At 58.8% G+C, this 15,706-nt stretch carries 12 protein-coding genes and 1 pseudogene; all 13 read left to right on the top strand.

The genetic code is table 11. The features are described 5' to 3' along the window. The first annotated feature begins 6 nt into the window (after positions 1-6). The 13 genes and pseudogenes from BK667_RS10355 to BK667_RS10300 all read left to right on the top strand — a co-directional run bounded on the left by BK667_RS10355 (position 7) and on the right by BK667_RS10300 (position 15,681). Positions 7-1,527: a sigma-54 interaction domain-containing protein gene (locus tag BK667_RS10355; protein WP_123597530.1), complete on the top strand. Its 1,521-nt coding sequence runs from the start codon at positions 7-9 to the stop codon at positions 1,525-1,527. Positions 1,528-1,620: 93 nt separating this feature from the next. Beyond that, positions 1,621-1,761 (top strand): hypothetical protein, encoded by a 141-nt coding sequence (locus BK667_RS10350; RefSeq protein ID WP_008030659.1) that lies wholly within the window; start codon positions 1,621-1,623, stop codon positions 1,759-1,761. Positions 1,762-1,778: 17 nt separating this feature from the next. Beyond that, positions 1,779-2,975, top strand: coding sequence for a type VI secretion system-associated FHA domain protein TagH (gene tagH, locus BK667_RS10345; RefSeq protein ID WP_123597529.1), 1,197 nt, complete (start codon positions 1,779-1,781; stop codon positions 2,973-2,975). Positions 2,976-2,980: 5 nt separating this feature from the next. Beyond that, complete coding sequence (gene tssJ, locus BK667_RS10340; protein ID WP_054048380.1) at positions 2,981-3,481, top strand: type VI secretion system lipoprotein TssJ; 501 nt, start codon at positions 2,981-2,983, stop codon at positions 3,479-3,481. Positions 3,482-3,483: 2 nt separating this feature from the next. Next, positions 3,484-4,815, top strand: coding sequence for a type VI secretion system baseplate subunit TssK (tssK, locus tag BK667_RS10335; RefSeq protein ID WP_123515718.1), 1,332 nt, complete (start codon positions 3,484-3,486; stop codon positions 4,813-4,815). Positions 4,816-4,820: 5 nt separating this feature from the next. Further along, positions 4,821-5,696 carry a type IVB secretion system protein IcmH/DotU gene (icmH, locus tag BK667_RS10330; RefSeq protein ID WP_123515720.1) on the top strand — a complete coding sequence of 292 codons (876 nt, stop codon included), beginning with the start codon at positions 4,821-4,823 and terminating at the stop codon, positions 5,694-5,696. Between the two features lie 13 nt (positions 5,697-5,709). After that, positions 5,710-9,249, top strand: a complete 3,540-nt coding sequence (gene tssM, locus BK667_RS10325; RefSeq protein ID WP_123597528.1) for a type VI secretion system membrane subunit TssM — start codon at positions 5,710-5,712, stop codon at positions 9,247-9,249. Beyond that, complete coding sequence (locus BK667_RS10320) at positions 9,249-9,977, top strand: PP2C family protein-serine/threonine phosphatase (RefSeq protein WP_123597527.1); 729 nt, start codon at positions 9,249-9,251, stop codon at positions 9,975-9,977. The genes tssM and BK667_RS10320 overlap by 1 nt, the downstream gene beginning before the upstream one ends. After that, a complete protein-coding gene (locus tag BK667_RS10315) occupies positions 9,974-10,975 on the top strand; it encodes a serine/threonine-protein kinase (RefSeq protein WP_185058195.1) in 1,002 nt (333 codons plus the stop codon). Before BK667_RS10320 ends, BK667_RS10315 begins: the two co-directional genes overlap by 4 nt. A gap of 28 nt (positions 10,976-11,003) precedes the next feature. Then, positions 11,004-13,010 (top strand): annotated as a pseudogene (locus BK667_RS10310) (type VI secretion system Vgr family protein); the annotation flags it as partial. 30 nt (positions 13,011-13,040) lie between these two features. Next, positions 13,041-13,439, top strand: coding sequence for a peptidoglycan-binding domain-containing protein (locus tag BK667_RS33940; protein WP_375539169.1), 399 nt, complete (start codon positions 13,041-13,043; stop codon positions 13,437-13,439). Between the two features lie 11 nt (positions 13,440-13,450). Beyond that, a complete protein-coding gene (locus BK667_RS10305) occupies positions 13,451-15,172 on the top strand; it encodes a peptidoglycan-binding domain-containing protein (protein ID WP_123597525.1) in 1,722 nt (573 codons plus the stop codon). A 2-nt stretch (positions 15,173-15,174) separates the two neighbouring features. Continuing rightward, a complete protein-coding gene (locus BK667_RS10300; RefSeq protein ID WP_259697989.1) occupies positions 15,175-15,681 on the top strand; it encodes a hypothetical protein in 507 nt (168 codons plus the stop codon). The last annotated feature ends 25 nt before the right edge of the window (positions 15,682-15,706 follow it).

The raw sequence follows: 15,706 nt of genomic DNA, 5'->3' as shown, positions 1-15,706 counted from the left end.
GGTGTGATGTTCACTCAAGTGCCGCAACCCTTGGTCTATGCCGAAGCCTTGCTGGCGCAGTTCGCCAGCCTGTCGCGGGCGGCGGACGGTGCTGCGCTGCTGGGTGACTTCGTGCGCGGTCTGGCCGAGCTCAGTGGTTGTGAGTTGACCCAGCTCTACCTGCTGGACGCGACTCACACGTGCCTGGGAATGAACGCCGAGTGCCTCAACGGCATCCTGCAACCCCGGGAAGCGGCGAGCCTGCCGGCGGATTTCAACGGTGAACAACTGCTGCAATTTGCGCTGTGCCAGAACCGTGTGGTGTGCCTGGGTGAATTGAGCGGCAGCCTGCACGAAACCAGTTTCCTGCCACCCCAGGTCAGGCCCTGGCAGTCGCTGCTGTGTGTGCCGCTGGTCAATCAGCGCAAAGCCGTTGAAGGCTTGTTGCTGTGCGCCAGCCACCGGCATATCGACTTGCAAGGCTTTGCCGATTCCCTCGGGCAACTGGGGTCGTTCGTGCTCGGGCAATTGCATCTGTTGCAGCGTTTGCGTCGACCCGTGGGCGAGTCATTGCCGACACCGGTCAGCGTCCCGAGCGCCAGCGGTTATGGGCTGATCGGCAAGAGTTCGGCCATGCGCCAGACGTATTCGTTGATCAGCAAAGTCTTGCACAGCCCGTACACCGTGCTGTTGCGCGGCGAAACCGGCACCGGCAAGGAAGTCGTGGCCCGGGCGATTCACGATTGTGGCCCGCGCCGGTCCCAGGCGTTCATCGTGCAGAACTGCGCGGCGTTCCCCGAGAACCTGCTGGAAAGTGAACTGTTCGGCTACCGCAAAGGCGCCTTCACCGGCGCTGATCGCGACCGCGCCGGGCTGTTCGATGCGGCGAATGGCGGCACCTTGTTGCTCGATGAAATCGGTGACATGCCGTTATCGCTGCAAGCCAAATTGCTGCGGGTTTTGCAGGAAGGCGAGATTCGTCCGCTGGGTTCCAACGACACCCACAAAATCGACGTGCGCATCATTGCCGCGACGCACCGGGATTTGGCGGTGCTGGTCAGCGAAGGCAAATTCCGCGAGGACTTGTACTACCGCCTCGCGCAATTCCCGATTGAGTTGCCGGCCCTGCGTCAACGCGAAGGCGACATTCTCGATCTGGCCCGGCACTTCGCGGAAAAGGCCTGCGCCTTCTTGCAGCGTGACGCGGTGCGTTGGTCCGATGCGGCGCTGGATCACCTGGCCGGCTACAACTTCCCCGGCAACGTACGGGAACTCAAAGGCCTGGTCGAACGGGCGGTGTTGCTGTGCGAGGGCGGCGAGTTACTGGCCGAGCATTTCTCCCTGCGCATGGAAACCATGCCGGAAGACACCAGCGGCCTGAACCTGCGCGAGCGTCTGGAACAGGTCGAACGCAGTCTGCTGCTCGATTGCCTGCGCAAAAACGACGGCAACCAAACTCTGGCCGCCCGCGAACTCGGGCTGCCACGCCGCACCCTGCTGTATCGCCTCGGGCGCCTGAATATCAATCTGGGTGATTTCGATGGCTAGGCAAAACCCCCTTGGATTCACCTTATTCGCTTCTAACAGCGCCGCCCGAAAGGGTCGGCGCTTTGTGCTTTGTCTACCCATGGAGACCCTCTGATGTCTGTTCGTCACTGGCAAGCCGTCCTGCTGACCCTCGTCGTTCTATGCGGCCTCGGCGGCTGCAGCGGCAATTACAAATTCAACGACAACACCTATCGCCCATTGGGTGATCCGCAGGCGGTCAATCGCGGCAAGTGACCGCAAGGAGCATCATCATGGAACTGGTTTTCGAAATGCTGAACACCAAGCAGTTCGTGCCCACGGATTTGTGCCAGAAGACCTTCAAACAGGCCGGTGGCGTGATTGGCCGGGGCGAGGATTGCGACTGGATCATTCCGGACCGCAAGCGTCACCTGTCCAACCACCATGTGGACATCAGCTACCGCGAAGGCACTTTCTTCCTGACCGACACCAGCAGCAACGGTGTCCAGGATGGTCAGAGCGGCGCGCGCCTGCGCAAGGGCGAAGCGGTGCGTATCGAACACGGCAGCACCTACGTGCTGGGTGATTTCGAGATCCGTGCGCGCCTGGTCCGCGACCCGGCGACCTTCGACGTCGAAGTCGGCCGTCCGCAAGCCGCAGGCAGCATCATTCCTGACGACGCGTTCCTCGACCTCGACCCGCTGAACGCCCTCGACCAGCAAGAGCGCGTGTACTCGGAAATCGACGAACTGATCTCCCCGCGCAATGCGCCAGAGGACACCCGTCAACGGGCCGACTACGCGCGCATCGACATGGAAAGCCTGATGGTGCCGGAGCTGATCGAAGCCCCGGCCGAACCTGCTCCCGCTCCGGCGCCGAAAGCCGTCGAGCGTCAAAGCGAAGGGTTCTGGGAGCACTTCGGTGCCGCTTTGGGCGTGGACCTCAAAGGCGTCGACCACGACGCCCGCGAAGCCCTGGCCCTCAACGCTGCGCGTCTGCTCAAGCAAAGCGTCGGTGGTTTGCAACAGAGCCTGCGCACCCGCAGCGAGCTGAAAAACGAACTGCGCCTGGCTCAGACCATCGTTCAGGGCACCAACAAAAACCCGCTGCGATTCGCCGTGGATGCCGGTGAAGCGCTAGGCATTTTGCTGCAGCCGAACAAACCGGGTCAGTTGCCGGCCGAGCAGGCCATCGCCCGTTCGTTCCGTGATTTGCAGGCGCACCAGGTGGCGTTGCTGACTGCCAGCCGCGCAGCGGTTCGCGGCACGCTGGAACACTTCTCGCCCGAGCAGTTGACCTTGCGTTTCGAACGCGACAACAAGCCGATCCTGGCCACCTCCGGCAGTCGCTGGAGAGCTTATGGGCGTTATCACCAGGCCCTGCGCCAGGACGATGACTGGAGCGAACGCCTGTTGGCCCGCGACTTCGCCCAGGCTTACGAAGAACAGATCCGCCTGATTTCCTCCCTTCACAACGACCACCAAGGATGATGCGCATGTCTCGCTGCTCGACCGCTTTTTTCAAGACGCTGACAGCGCTCACGGCCCTGGTGCTGCTGGCTGGCTGCTCGTCGCTGTCGCCGTACTCCCACGTCACCAAACTCAACCTGAAGCTGACCGCCAGCGATCAGCTGAACCCGGATCTCAACGGTCGTCCGTCGCCGATCGTCGTGCGCCTGTTCGAACTCAAGCATCCGGTGGCGTTCGAGAATGCTGACTTCTTCAGCCTGTACGAGCGCGCCAAGGAATCCCTGGCCCCGGACATGGTCGCCACCGAAGAGCTGGAACTGCGCCCGGGCGAAACCGTCGAGCTCAAGCTCAGCGTGGAGGAGGGTAGCCGATACGTCGGCGTCCTTGCTGCCTACCGCGACCTGCCGGAAACCAAGTGGCGCTACACGGTGCAAGTCACCCCGGTGGAAGTCACCGAGGCGGACCTGACCCTCGACCAGTCCGGCATCCGCAACACCAATGAAACGCTCGCCAAGGCGGTTGACTGATCATGAACTCCCATAAAGTCATTTGGCAGGAAGGCATGCTGCTGCGTCCGCAGCACTTCCAGCACAACGATCGCTACTACGACCACCAGATGAAGACCCGCACTCAGTTGCTGGGCAGCTACACCTGGGGCTTCCTGAACCTGGACATCGACTTGCAGTTCCTCAACATGGGCAAACTGGTGATCAGCCAGGCCTCGGGGATTTTGCCGGATGGCAGCCTGTTCGAACTGGGCGGCAACACTGAACCGTTGGCCCTGGACGTGCCGCCGAACACCGGCAACACGCCGATCTATCTGGCGCTGCCGCTGGTCACCGGCAACCACATCGAGGCTCGTCGTCCGGAGCAATCCGACGTGCTCGCGCGCTACACCGCGTACGAATCGGAAGTCGCTGACTCCAACGCTGGCGACGATTCCGCCAGCCAGGTCAGCTGCGCCCGCCCGGACTTCAAACTGTTGCTCGGCGAGCAGCAGAGCGACCAGGCTTACGTGAAGCTGAAGGTCTGTGAAGTGCTCGACACCACGCCCGATGGCGTGATCAGCCTCGACCCGGACTTCGTGCCGACTTACATCCAGGCGCATTCCTCCAGCTACTTGCTGTCGTGCTTGAAAGAAGTCATCAGCATGCTCGGCCACCGGGGCGACACCATCGCCGACCGCATCCGTTCCAACGGCAAGGTCGGTGGCGCGGAAGTCGGCGACTTCATGATGCTGCAACTGATCAACCGCACCGAACTGCTGCTGCGCCACTACCTCGGCCTGGAGCAGGTTCACCCGGAAGAGTTGTACCGCACGCTGCTGACCATGCTCGGCGATCTGGCGACGTTCTCCAGTGACAGCAAACGCCCGCGCCTGGACAGCCGTTACCAGCACAGCGACCAGGGCGCGAGCTTCCGCAAACTGATGGAAGCGATTCGTCAGGTGCTGTCGATGGTGCTCGAACAGCACGCCATCGAACTGGTGCTGCAAGCGCGTCAGTACGGGATCATCGTCTCGCCGTTGCACGACCACAAACTGCTGGGCTCGGCGTCGTTCGTGCTCGCGGCCAGTGCCAACTGCGATTCCGAAGAACTGCGCCACCGCTTGCCGGCGCACCTCAAGGTCGGCCCGGTGGAACGCATCCGCCAACTGGTCAACCTGCATCTGCCAGGCATCAAGGTCAAACCGTTGCCGGTGGCCCCGCGGCAGATCGCGTTCCACTCCAACAAAACCTATTTCATCCTCGAACTCAGTTCCGAAGACCTGGCACAACTCGAGCGCTCCGGCGGTTTCGCGTTCCACGTGTCCGGCGAATTCGCCGAGCTTGAACTGAAATTCTGGGCCATCAGGAACTGACCGACATGATCAAGGACACGGAATACAACCAGGACGACAAAACCGTCCTGCTCGACCGCCAGGGCCACGGCCCTGCTTCGAGCCCACTGACAGATTTCGCTGCACCACCGCGCTTCGAACAGCTCGAAGAACGCATGATCTACGCCGCGCGGTTGCGCCCGGCGGAAGCGTTCAACATCAGCCTCAATTCGCTGGTGGCCGCGGCGTCCGATCTGTTGTCGGAAGTGGTGCGCCTCAAGCACAGCGACACCCGCGAAGACATGTACGCGCTCAACGAGCGACTGACCTCTGCGCTGAAGCTGTTTGAAGTGCGCGCCCTGCACAACGGCGCCGAAAGCAGCCAAGTGATGGCCGCCCGTTACGTGCTCTGCACCGTGGTCGACGAAGCCGTCGTCACCACGCCGTGGGGCAACGAAAGCGAGTGGTCGCAGATGAGCCTGCTCAGCAGCTTCCACAACGAAACCTTCGGCGGCGAGAAGTTCTTCCAGTTGCTGGATCGCCTGTCGAAAAACCCGGTCAAGCACCTGCCGATGCTGGAGCTGATGTACCTGTGCCTGTCCCTGGGCTTCGAAGGCAAGTACCGGGTGCAAGCTCGCGGCATGCTCGAACTCGAAGGCATCCGCGACGCTTTGTATCGCCAGATTCGTCAACTGCGCGGCGACGTGCCTCGCGAGCTGTCGCCCCATTGGGAAGGCTTGAACGATCAGCGCCGCAGCCTGGTGCGCATCGTGCCGGCGTGGATGGTGGTGCTGTTCACCGTGGTCTGCCTGGTGGTGATGTATTCAGGTTTTGCCTGGGTACTGGGCGAGCAACGCGAAACCGTTCTGCAACCTTATCAGCAGCTAGATCCGGCCGCGGTCCAGCCGCAGTCGCAGCCGTAAACAGGGACGTGTGATGAAAAAGTTTTTCAAGAAAGTCGGCGCATTCTTGCGCAAGACCTGGGTCTGGACCTTGCTGGTGGTGCTGTTCCTCGCGCTGCTGGTGTGGTTCGTCGGGCCGCTGCTGGCAGTTGATGATTACAAGTTCTGGGAAGGTTCGACCTCCCGCCTGCTGACCATCAGTGTGCTGTTCCTGATCTGGGGCCTGACCATGGTCTTCGTCAGCTGGCGCGCCGGTGTGCGCAAGAAAGCCATCGAAGACACCGAAGACGGCCAGGATCGTATCCGCCGTGAAGAGCTGATCGACGAAGAGCAGAAAGAGTTGAAGGTGCGTTTCAAGGACGCGCTGAAAACCCTGAAGACGTCGAGCCTGTATCGCGGTCGCAGTGAGCGCTGGCGCAGTGATTTGCCCTGGTACTTGCTGATCGGTCCACAGGGCAGCGGCAAGACCAGTTTGCTGGACTTCTCGGGCCTTGAGTTTCCGATCAACAAGATCGACCGCAAACTGACCCGCGACACCCTCGGCACCCGTCATTGCGATTGGTACTTTGCCGACCACGGCGTGCTGATCGACACCGCTGGCCGTTACCTGACCCAGCCGGATGCCGAAGTCGATGGCAGCGCCTGGAACACCTTGCTCGACCTGCTGCGCAAGCGTCGTCGCAACCGTCCGTTGAACGGCGTGCTGGTCACCATTCCGGTGGAAACCCTGCTGGGTGGCAGCGAGCAAGACCTCGACACCCTGGCGCGTCAGGTGCGTGCTCGTCTGCAGGACGTGCATCAGAAGCTGCACGTCGATGTGCCGATTTATCTGGTACTCAGCAAGGCTGATCGCCTGCTTGGTTTCGACGAGTTCTTCGATCAACTGAGCCGCGAAGAAAGCGATCAGGTGCTTGGCACCAGCTTCCGCAAAGAGCAAAGCGGCACCGACGTCGCTGTGCTGCGCGCCGAGTTCGAAGAGCTGCTGCGTCGCCTGAACAGCCAAGTGATCATGCGCATGCACCAGGAGCGCGACACCCAGCGCCGTGGCCGCATCCTCGACTTCCCGCATCAACTGGGGCAGATCGGCGAACGCCTGTGCCTGTTCGTCGACATGGCGTTCACCGGCAACCGTTACCAGCGTGTCAGCCAGTTGCGCGGTTTCTACCTGACCAGCGCACCGCACCTGACGCAAGAGATGGACCAGACCACCGCCGGCATCGGCGCCAATCTGGGGATTAACGCCGGCGTGCTGCCGACCCTGCGCAGCGGCCGTTCGCGATTCATTCACCATTTGCTCAGCCGCGTGATCTTCCCGGAAGCCGATCTGGCTGGCCTGGACAAGCGCGAACGCAGCCGCATCCATTGGGGCCAGCGTGCTCTGTACGTGGGGGCGCTGGCGGCATTGGCGCTGTTCGGCATCTTGTGGGCTGGCGGTTTCTCCGCCAACTACGAGCGCCTGGAAAACCTGCGTTCTTTGGCACAAAACTGGACGCAATCCCGCTCGGCACTGACCCCGCGTGATGATTCCATGGCCGTGCTCAAGACCCTCGACTCCAGCTACGCGGCGACCCAAGTGTTCCCGAACAAGGGTGACGTGAGTTACCACGAGCGCGGCGGTTTGTACCAGGGCGAAGAGTCCAACCCGGTGGTAAAAGCGGCCTACGAGCGTGAGCTCGAAGCGCAACTGTTGCCACGGGTCGCGACCCTGCTGGAAGGGCAGATCCGCGCCAACATGCAGGACCGCGAGCGCTTGCTCAACAGCCTGCGTGCGTACCTGATGCTGAACATGAAGGATCGCCGCGATGCAGGCTGGCTCAAGGATTGGGTCGCCACTGACTGGTCCACGCGCTACGCCGGCAACACGGCGGTGCAGAACGGTCTGAACACGCACTTCGAGCGCTTGCTCAAGCAGCCGTTTATCTACCCGCTCAACGATCAACTGGTGGCCCAGGCCCGTCAGGTCTTGCGCAGCGAGTCCTTGGCCAACGTGGTTTACCGGATGCTGCGCGAGCAGGCCCGCAACCTGCCGGAATACCGTTTGAGCCAACACATGGGCCCGCAGGCTTCGTTGTTTGTCGGCACTGACTACGTGATCCCGGGGTTCTACACCCAACAGGGTTATCAGCAGTACTTCTCGGTTCAGGGCGCGACCCTGGTCAGCGATATCCTGCGTGACAACTGGGTGCTGGGCGAAGGTTCGGGCATCAGCGGCATGGACTTGCGTCGCCTGATGGTCGAACTGGAGCAACTGTATTTCCGCGACTACGCCAACTTCTGGAGCGAAGCCGTGGGCCAGGTTGCCCTGCCGGCGATCAGCGATTTCAGTGAAGGTGCCGAGCAACTGGCCGGCCTGACCTCGGCCAACTCCCCAGTGTTGCAACTGCTGGTGGAAGTGCGCGAGAACACCCGGTTCCCGGCGGATGCCGAGCCGGTTGATCAAGCGGCCGATGCCGCTGGCGCACTGGCGGACCAGAAAGGCAAATTGGGCAAAATCGGCAAATTGGCCTCTGCCGCAGCGGACAAGGCTTCCGACATGGCCGCTGCCAAGAACCTGCCGGACACCGCGAAGAAATCCCTGCAACGGCGCTTCGAACCGCTGCACCGTCTGCTGGATGACAACAACGGCCCGGCTGCTGATTTGACCCCTGCCTTGCAAGCGCTCAACGACCTGCAACTGCAAGTCGCCAGCCTGGCCCGCGCCAGTTCGCCGGAGCAGGCTGCGTTTGAAATGGCCAAGACCCGCATGGGCGGCCAGCGTGATGCGCTGAGCAACCTGCGCAATGCGTCCAACCGTTTGCCGCGTCCGGTCAGTGTCTGGTTCAACGTATTGGCCGAAGACACCTGGCGTCTGGTGCTCAACGATTCCTACCAGTACCTGAACCAGCGCTACCAGAGCGAGCTGTACAGCTTCTACGGCAAGGCGATCAACAAGCGTTATCCGTTCAGCGCCCACAGCACCAGCGATGTGGCGATCAGCGACTTCCGCGAGTTCTTCAAGGCTCAGGGCATCAATGACCGGTTCTTCGACACCTACATGCGTCCTTTCGTCAGCGGCGATCCGGGCAACTACCGCATGCGCAGCGTCGATGGTCACAGCCTGCCGATCTCCAAGGTTTACCTCGACCAGATGGCCGCGGCACAAACCATTCGCCAAAGCTTCTTCGCCGAAAACCCGGCCGAGCCGCAAGTGCAATTCAAACTGGAGCCGTACACCCTCGACCCGGCCGTCAGCCGTTCCGAGTTCAAGTTTGGCGACAAGACCATCGAATACCGTCACGGTCCAATCGTGCCGGTGTCGTTCAAATGGCCGACCGATGCTGAAGACGGTCGCACCAGCCTGGTCCTCGACAAAATGGTCGGTCGCCCGATTGGAATCGAGAAAAACACCGGCCCATGGTCGCTGTTCCGTCTGTTCGACCTGATGCAGACCGAGTACCTGAACGGTCGCGACGTGCTGGTGCTCAAAGCGGACGTGGGTGGCCTGCGCGCCAACTACCTGCTGTCGAGCCAACGCACGCCGAACCCGTTCGACATGGGCGTACTGCGTACCTTCCGTATGCCGGTGCAACTCTGATGCTGGTTGCCAGTCCCTGGCGCAGCGCTGCGCGTACCGATCCGGGCAAGGTTCGGGCGCGCAACGAAGATGCTTTTCTCGACTGTCCACAGCAGGGGCTGTGGGTGGTCGCGGACGGCATGGGCGGTCATCAGGCTGGCGATATTGCCAGCCAGTTGATCGTCGCCAGCCTGGCGGAACTGCCGGTGCAGGAGGACTTCGACGAACGACTCAAGGGCATTCGCCAGTGCTTGCACTGGATCAACCGCCGCTTGGGTCAGGAGTTGACCGTCACCGCCGGGCGCCACGACAGCATTATGGGCAGCACCGTGGTGGCGCTGCTGGTAGAAGGCAGTCGCGCGGCCTGCATCTGGGCCGGCGACAGCCGTTGCTACCTGTGGCGTGGCCAGCGCTTGTATCAGCTGTCCAAGGACCATTCGCTGCAACAGCAACTGATCGACGAGCAAAACATGAGCATCGAAGACGCCCGTGCGCATCCGTCGGCGCATGCCCTGACCCGTGCGGTCGGGGCGGCTGATGTGTTGACGCTGGACGTGCTCGAACTCGAGGTTTACCCCGGCGATACGTTCCTGTTGTGCAGCGACGGTTTGTACCAAGGGCTCAGCAGCGATGCCTTGGGCAATGCCCTGAGCCTGACCGTGCCGCACGTCGCGCTGGAGCGTCTGTTCGACGGCGCTTTACGTGGCTCGGCCCGGGACAATCTGACTGCCGTGGTGATCCGCCAATGACTGAACTCATGCGACCGATCGACGACCTGCTGGTGAACGAAGAGCAGGACAACAACCTGACCTACTTTGCGTTCGCCAAGCCCAATCAGGCTTCACCCGCGCTGGCGCCAACCCGGGCCAGCGTCGGTGAATTACCGGATGTGCTGGCAGGCCGTTACCGCATCGAGCGCCTGCTCGGTGCCGGTGGCATGGGCGCGGTTTACCGCGCACGGGACTTGCTGAGCGAACAGTTCGGCGATCCCGACCCTTACATCGCGCTGAAAATCCTCAGCGAAGAATTTGCCGAATCGCCGGACGCCAGTGCCTTGCTCTACAGCGAGTTCGCCCTGACCCGACGCCTGCGCCACGACAACGTGCTGCGCTTGCACACCTTTGAAGTCGACACCGACTGCCAGCGCGCCTTCATCACCATGGAACTCATGCGTGGGCTGACCCTGGACAAATTACTCTGCGAGCGGCCCCTGGGCATGCCGTGGAAAGAACTGCGCGACATCGCGCTGCCGCTGCTCGACGCGCTGGCCTACGCCCACGCTCGCGGCGTGCTGCACGGTGACATGAAACCGAGCAACGTGATGCTCAGCGAAGAAGGCGTGCGCCTGTTCGACTTCGGCCTCGGCCAGGCCGAAGAGGGCATCCTGCCCGGCCTGCCGCACCTGAGCCGCAGCCGCTTCAACGCCTGGACCCCCGGCTACGCCGCCCCGGAACTGCTCGAAGGCCAGCCGCTGACTGCCAGCGCCGACGTCTACGGCGTCGCCTGCGTGCTCTACGAACTGGCCGGCGGCAAACATCCGTTCCGCCGCTTGCCCTCGACCCAGGCCCGCGATGAACGCCTGGAGCGCGAGTTGCACGCACCGAAGAACCTACCGAAACACTGTTGGCCAGCCCTGCGAAATGCGCTGACCTTTAACGCGGCTGATCGAACGGTCACCGCGGCACAACTGCGTGACGCCATGGGCGCCACTTCGTCTTTGCTGCAACGCCTGCGATTGCGGGCGTAACGGATGACTACCGAACAGGGAGCTAGCCATGTTCAACCCAGCTAACGAAACCCACTTCAGCCTGACCGTTGAAGACTACGTCGGCGACCTGCAAGTGCTGTCGTTCACCGGCACCGAAGGCATCAGCCAGCCGTATCGCTTCGACATTGAACTGGTCAGCGAAAACCCGGACCTGGACCTGGAAAAACTCCTGCACAAACAGGCGTTCCTCGCCCTCGACCCGCAAGGCTCCGGCATCCACGGCCAGATCTACCGCGTGGCCCAGGGCGATGCCGGCAAACGCCTGACCCGCTACAAAATCTCCCTGGTGCCGCAACTGCAATACCTGCAGCACCGCACCAACCAGCGCATCTACCAACAGATGTCGGCGCCGAAAATCATCGCGCTGATCCTCGACGAACACGGCATCAAGGGCAACGCCTACAGCTTCCAGCTCAGCGAAACCTGTCCGGACCGCGACTACTGCGTGCAATACGACGAAACCGACCTGCACTTCGTCCAGCGCCTGTGCGAAGAAGAAGGCATTCACTACCACTTCCAGCACAGCGAAAAAGCTCACCTGTTGGTATTCGGCGACGACCAAACAGTCTTCCCGAAACTCGGCCAACCCACCGCGTACGTGCAAGGCAGCGGCCTGGTCGCCGACGAGCCAGTGATCAAAGGCTTCAAGCTGCGCCTGGAAACCCGCACCGGCCGCGTCACCCGTCGCGACTACGATTTTGAGAAGCCACGCCTGCAACTCGAAGCAGCGTACAAACCCGACGGTGAAAGCACCGAGCCGGACCTCGAAGACTACGACTACCCAGGCCGCTTCATCGACCGCGCGCGCGGCAAATTCCTCAGCCAGCGTGCGCTCGAACGCCACCGCGCCGACTACCAGCAAGCCGAAGGCCGGGGCGATCAGACGCGTTTGGTGAGTGGCCATTTCCTCGAAATCTCCGACCACCCACGCACCGAGTGGAACGACCTCTGGCTGCTCACCGAAATCTTCCACGAAGGCAAACAGCCGCAAGTGCTGGAAGAATCGGTGCCCAGCGACACCACCAACAAAAAAGACGACTTCCACCAGGGCTACCGCAACCGCTTCCTCGCCACGCCATGGGCCGTGTTCTACCGCCCAGCCCTGGAACACCCAAAACCCCGCGTCCTCGGCAGCCAGACCGCCATGGTCACCGGCCCCAAGGGCGAAGAAATCCACTGCGACCAATACGGCCGCATCAAAGTCCAATTCCACTGGGACCGCGAAGGCCTGGCCGACGACAAAACCAGCTGCTGGATGCGCGTCTCCAGCAGCTGGGCCGGCGACCGCTACGGCGCCATCGCCATCCCACGCATCGGCATGGAAGTCCTCGTCACCTTCCTCGAAGGCGACCCCGATCAGCCACTGGTCACCGGTTGCCTGTACCACAAGGAAAACCAGGTTCCCTACGAACTGCCGGCCAACAAAACCCGCACCGTGTTCAAAACCCTCAGCTCACCGGGGGGCGGCGGGTTCAATGAACTGCGGATTGAAGACAAGAAAGGCGCGGAACAAATCTTCATCCACGCCCAGCGGGATTGGGATGAAAACATTGAGCACGACCAGAAGATTCGCGTCGGGAATGAACGCCACGACACCGTGGAGAAGAACACTTACACCGAGCTGAAAGCCGAAGAACATCGCACCACGATTGCCGATCGCAAGAGTGAAGTGCGGATGGACGACCACCTGACGATTGGGCAGAACCAGCATGTGAAGCTGGGGACTGCGCAGTTGACGAGTGTGGGGCAGGAGATACATCTGAAGGCTGGGGACAAGATTGTTATTGAGGCTGGGATGGAGCTCACCGTTAAGGCGGGTGGGAGTTTTATCAAGCTGGATGCTGGTGGGATTACCGTTGTTGGGCCGGTGATCAAAATTAATGCGGGTGGGTCGGCTGGGAGTGGGACGGGGATTGGGATTAAACCGCCGGTGCTGCCGGGGGCTGCGGATCAGGATAAGGCGGGGAGTTTGATGGATCAGGCGTTGGGGAATGCGCCTAGTAACCAGCTAAAAGAGACTTCTCAAAAGAGTTTCCGGATTCAAATGACGCGCCCGTACGAGAAAAAAGGGATTTCGGGCCAGCCCTACTTACTGGAAGTAGATGGAGTTACTTATAAGGGCACGACATCTGCCGAGGGCTACATAGATCAGCCAGTCCCACCGAGTGCGAAAAAAGGAAAGCTTACGTTTTACCCATTTGGATCAGGGTCTCAGCCCTGGGTATGGGAGCTCGATTTAAGTACGCAATCGGAGGCGTCGGATGTTAAGGGGCTTCAATCCCGATTGAAAAACCTTGGGTTCTACAACGGAAAAATCGATGGCGAGAATGGCCCGAAAACCAAGTACGCTGCCAGGTGCTTCCATCGATCCTGCGACGTGACAGACAAAGATTATCTAGCAGCTACTGATATTAAGCGCCTGCAAGAGCAGCACATTGCGTGAGGGAGTAAGTGATGATTTATGGAAATTTTGACCTCCTTCGTGGCGACCACGATGGAAAAGCTGCGCAGAACACACCGCCACGATGGGCCGGCAACAATAATCCAGTGTTAACGGTAATTAATGCCGAAACTGCAGCCGCATTTCTGGGTAGTAGTGCTGTACTTGCTGTACCTGAACATGTGAGAAAACTTCAGGAGGATTTGATTACGCTTGGTTTTTCTATTGTAGGCAAGCCTGATGGTGGGTTTGGAGGTCGTACGGCGTGGGCAGTCAGAGAGTTTCAGATTTATGCCTCCATGGCTCAGGTCGCACGAGTCAGAGAAGATAAAAAAGGGCAGCTGTTATTAGATGCGAGCGGTTCGCCAGTAAAGGTGAATAATATTGATGTTTATTATGATAGTTCAGCATCAATTGTCGCAAAGTCAGGCAAGGCTCCAGCCGTAACCGGAACTAGTGCGGGGCCGGTTAGTTATTATGTCGATAGCCTTCAATCTGTGGCCAATTCGGCCATCTATGCTGGTCCAATCAGCGGCGTCGTGAATGAACAGACAAGAGCTGCCATTGAGTACTGGTTGGATAATGATTATAGATGTCCAGTGGTAATTGAGGCTTGGAATAATACTCCGGCTGGGGTTCGAACCACCTTGGCTAATTTGGGGTGCAATTTATGGGCGCACGATAGCTTTACAAGTGGTGCTCCTAGAATTTTTGTTAGAGACTTTACAAGCTACTATACATATCCAGTTTCCCGAATTCAGTCTGAATATCAAACGCTTGGATACTACCAATCAGGTGCGTTTGGGGGGCCTAATACTGCATTGAAGCATAGTTGGTCACCGGAAGCTGAAATGTCGGTTGTCAACGTACTTGGGGCGCCTTATAACCCATCCGAAGCTAATAGTGCAAAACTTTCAACATATCGTACGGTGCGAGTGGTCGCTGAGGCTGAATGCTATGGTCGATTTGACGTATTAAACGCATGGGATAACGCACTTATATCGGCCGGACCGTGTCATTGGACGATGGGTGTCTATAGCACTGAGTACGACGATGGGGAGCTCCCTGGATTTATCGCTTATGTGAAAAGTACTAATTCAGAAGCTTTCATTAAAGCGTTCGGACAGTTTGGTTTGGATACAGTGCTCCAATGGGGCGACAGTAAAATGTACTCAGCCGGTGTACGTACGTTTAACTCATGGGTAAAACTCAGCACTGAAACTGATTTTGAAGACCTACCTAAGACAAAGGAAGGTGCGCATTATTTGAAAACTTGGCACTGGCACTATAGATTTAGCATGGCTGGACGAACTATAGAAGGATATAGGACGGCCATGTGGGAAATGGCGAAACTCCGGGTGATCAAAATTAAAGAGAAGGAAGTAAAATTTAGAGTTGCCGGTCATGAGGTTAGCAGCACTTTGGGTGCAGTGTTTACATCTGAAAAAGCAATGGCAATTTTACTTCGTTGGCATGTTTATCGTCCTGCCCATGTTGTTAGCGGAGCATCCCGTGTAGTTCCAGTTATTCAAGCTGTGATTGACTCGTCATCTCAAATAAACTGGTCGCTACCTGTGGCTAGTTGGGGGGATGCACATGAAATTGCTCTGACAACTGGCATTCTAAATAAACTAGCTGCATTAAATGATACTATCACTAACGCGATTGTCTATGGGTCTAACCTTCCGCAGGGCGCGGCAAGATCCGGGCGAAATACCTTTATTATGGATGTATAAATATGAAATATTTTCTGCTTTTATTTAGCTTGTTTTCAACTTTGGTGTGGTCAGCTGAAGGTGAGGTTTGTAATTCTGACACGGATTCCAAAAGTTTTATAACAGACTGGAAGTCAGGCAGTAGTAAAACGAAAGTTCTTGCGACAGTAAGTACTACAGAATTTATTACAGATCATGGTCGAATTGTTTATGCCGGAGATCTGAATGGTGACAATAATGACGATTTTATTTACGAAGCATCTACTGGTGTCGGATCGAGCGGAGACAAAGTTTATAGCTTTTTGCTTCAGTGTCATGGCTATCTTAAACTGGTAGGTAGTGACTACTTTGCAAAGGTGGAAGTTCTAGATTCAGGCAGCAGTGGTAATAAATTTAAGGACATAAAAATTTACTCCTATAAACGAAATTCGAACGGGAGCATTCAACAGAAAGGTAAAGAGGCGTTGATGACTCCTCATGTTTGGAAATTCAATTCTGAAACTCAAAAATACGAAGGAGAATCAGAGTAATCATCTGCGGGAAAGAGGGGGACTG

Source organism: Pseudomonas frederiksbergensis, assembly GCF_003732705.1.
Classification (GTDB): Bacteria; Pseudomonadota; Gammaproteobacteria; order Pseudomonadales; family Pseudomonadaceae; genus Aquipseudomonas; species Aquipseudomonas frederiksbergensis_F.
This window is presented reverse-complemented; position numbering and strand designations above follow the sequence as displayed.

Bases quoted from the DNA above. Each gene is read 5' to 3' on its own strand.
- BK667_RS10355 (WP_123597530.1), top strand. From the start codon at position 7: ATGTTCACTCAAGTGCCGCAACCCTTGGTCTATGCCGAAGCCTTGCTG.
- BK667_RS10350 (WP_008030659.1), top strand. From the start codon at position 1,621: ATGTCTGTTCGTCACTGGCAAGCCGTCCTGCTGACCCTCGTCGTTCTA.
- tagH (WP_123597529.1), top strand. From the start codon at position 1,779: ATGGAACTGGTTTTCGAAATGCTGAACACCAAGCAGTTCGTGCCCACG.
- tssJ (WP_054048380.1), top strand. From the start codon at position 2,981: ATGTCTCGCTGCTCGACCGCTTTTTTCAAGACGCTGACAGCGCTCACG.
- tssK (WP_123515718.1), top strand. From the start codon at position 3,484: ATGAACTCCCATAAAGTCATTTGGCAGGAAGGCATGCTGCTGCGTCCG.
- icmH (WP_123515720.1), top strand. From the start codon at position 4,821: ATGATCAAGGACACGGAATACAACCAGGACGACAAAACCGTCCTGCTC.
- tssM (WP_123597528.1), top strand. From the start codon at position 5,710: ATGAAAAAGTTTTTCAAGAAAGTCGGCGCATTCTTGCGCAAGACCTGG.
- BK667_RS10320 (WP_123597527.1), top strand. From the start codon at position 9,249: ATGCTGGTTGCCAGTCCCTGGCGCAGCGCTGCGCGTACCGATCCGGGC.
- BK667_RS10315 (WP_185058195.1), top strand. From the start codon at position 9,974: ATGACTGAACTCATGCGACCGATCGACGACCTGCTGGTGAACGAAGAG.
- BK667_RS33940 (WP_375539169.1), top strand. From the start codon at position 13,041: ATGACGCGCCCGTACGAGAAAAAAGGGATTTCGGGCCAGCCCTACTTA.
- BK667_RS10305 (WP_123597525.1), top strand. From the start codon at position 13,451: ATGATTTATGGAAATTTTGACCTCCTTCGTGGCGACCACGATGGAAAA.
- BK667_RS10300 (WP_259697989.1), top strand. From the start codon at position 15,175: ATGAAATATTTTCTGCTTTTATTTAGCTTGTTTTCAACTTTGGTGTGG.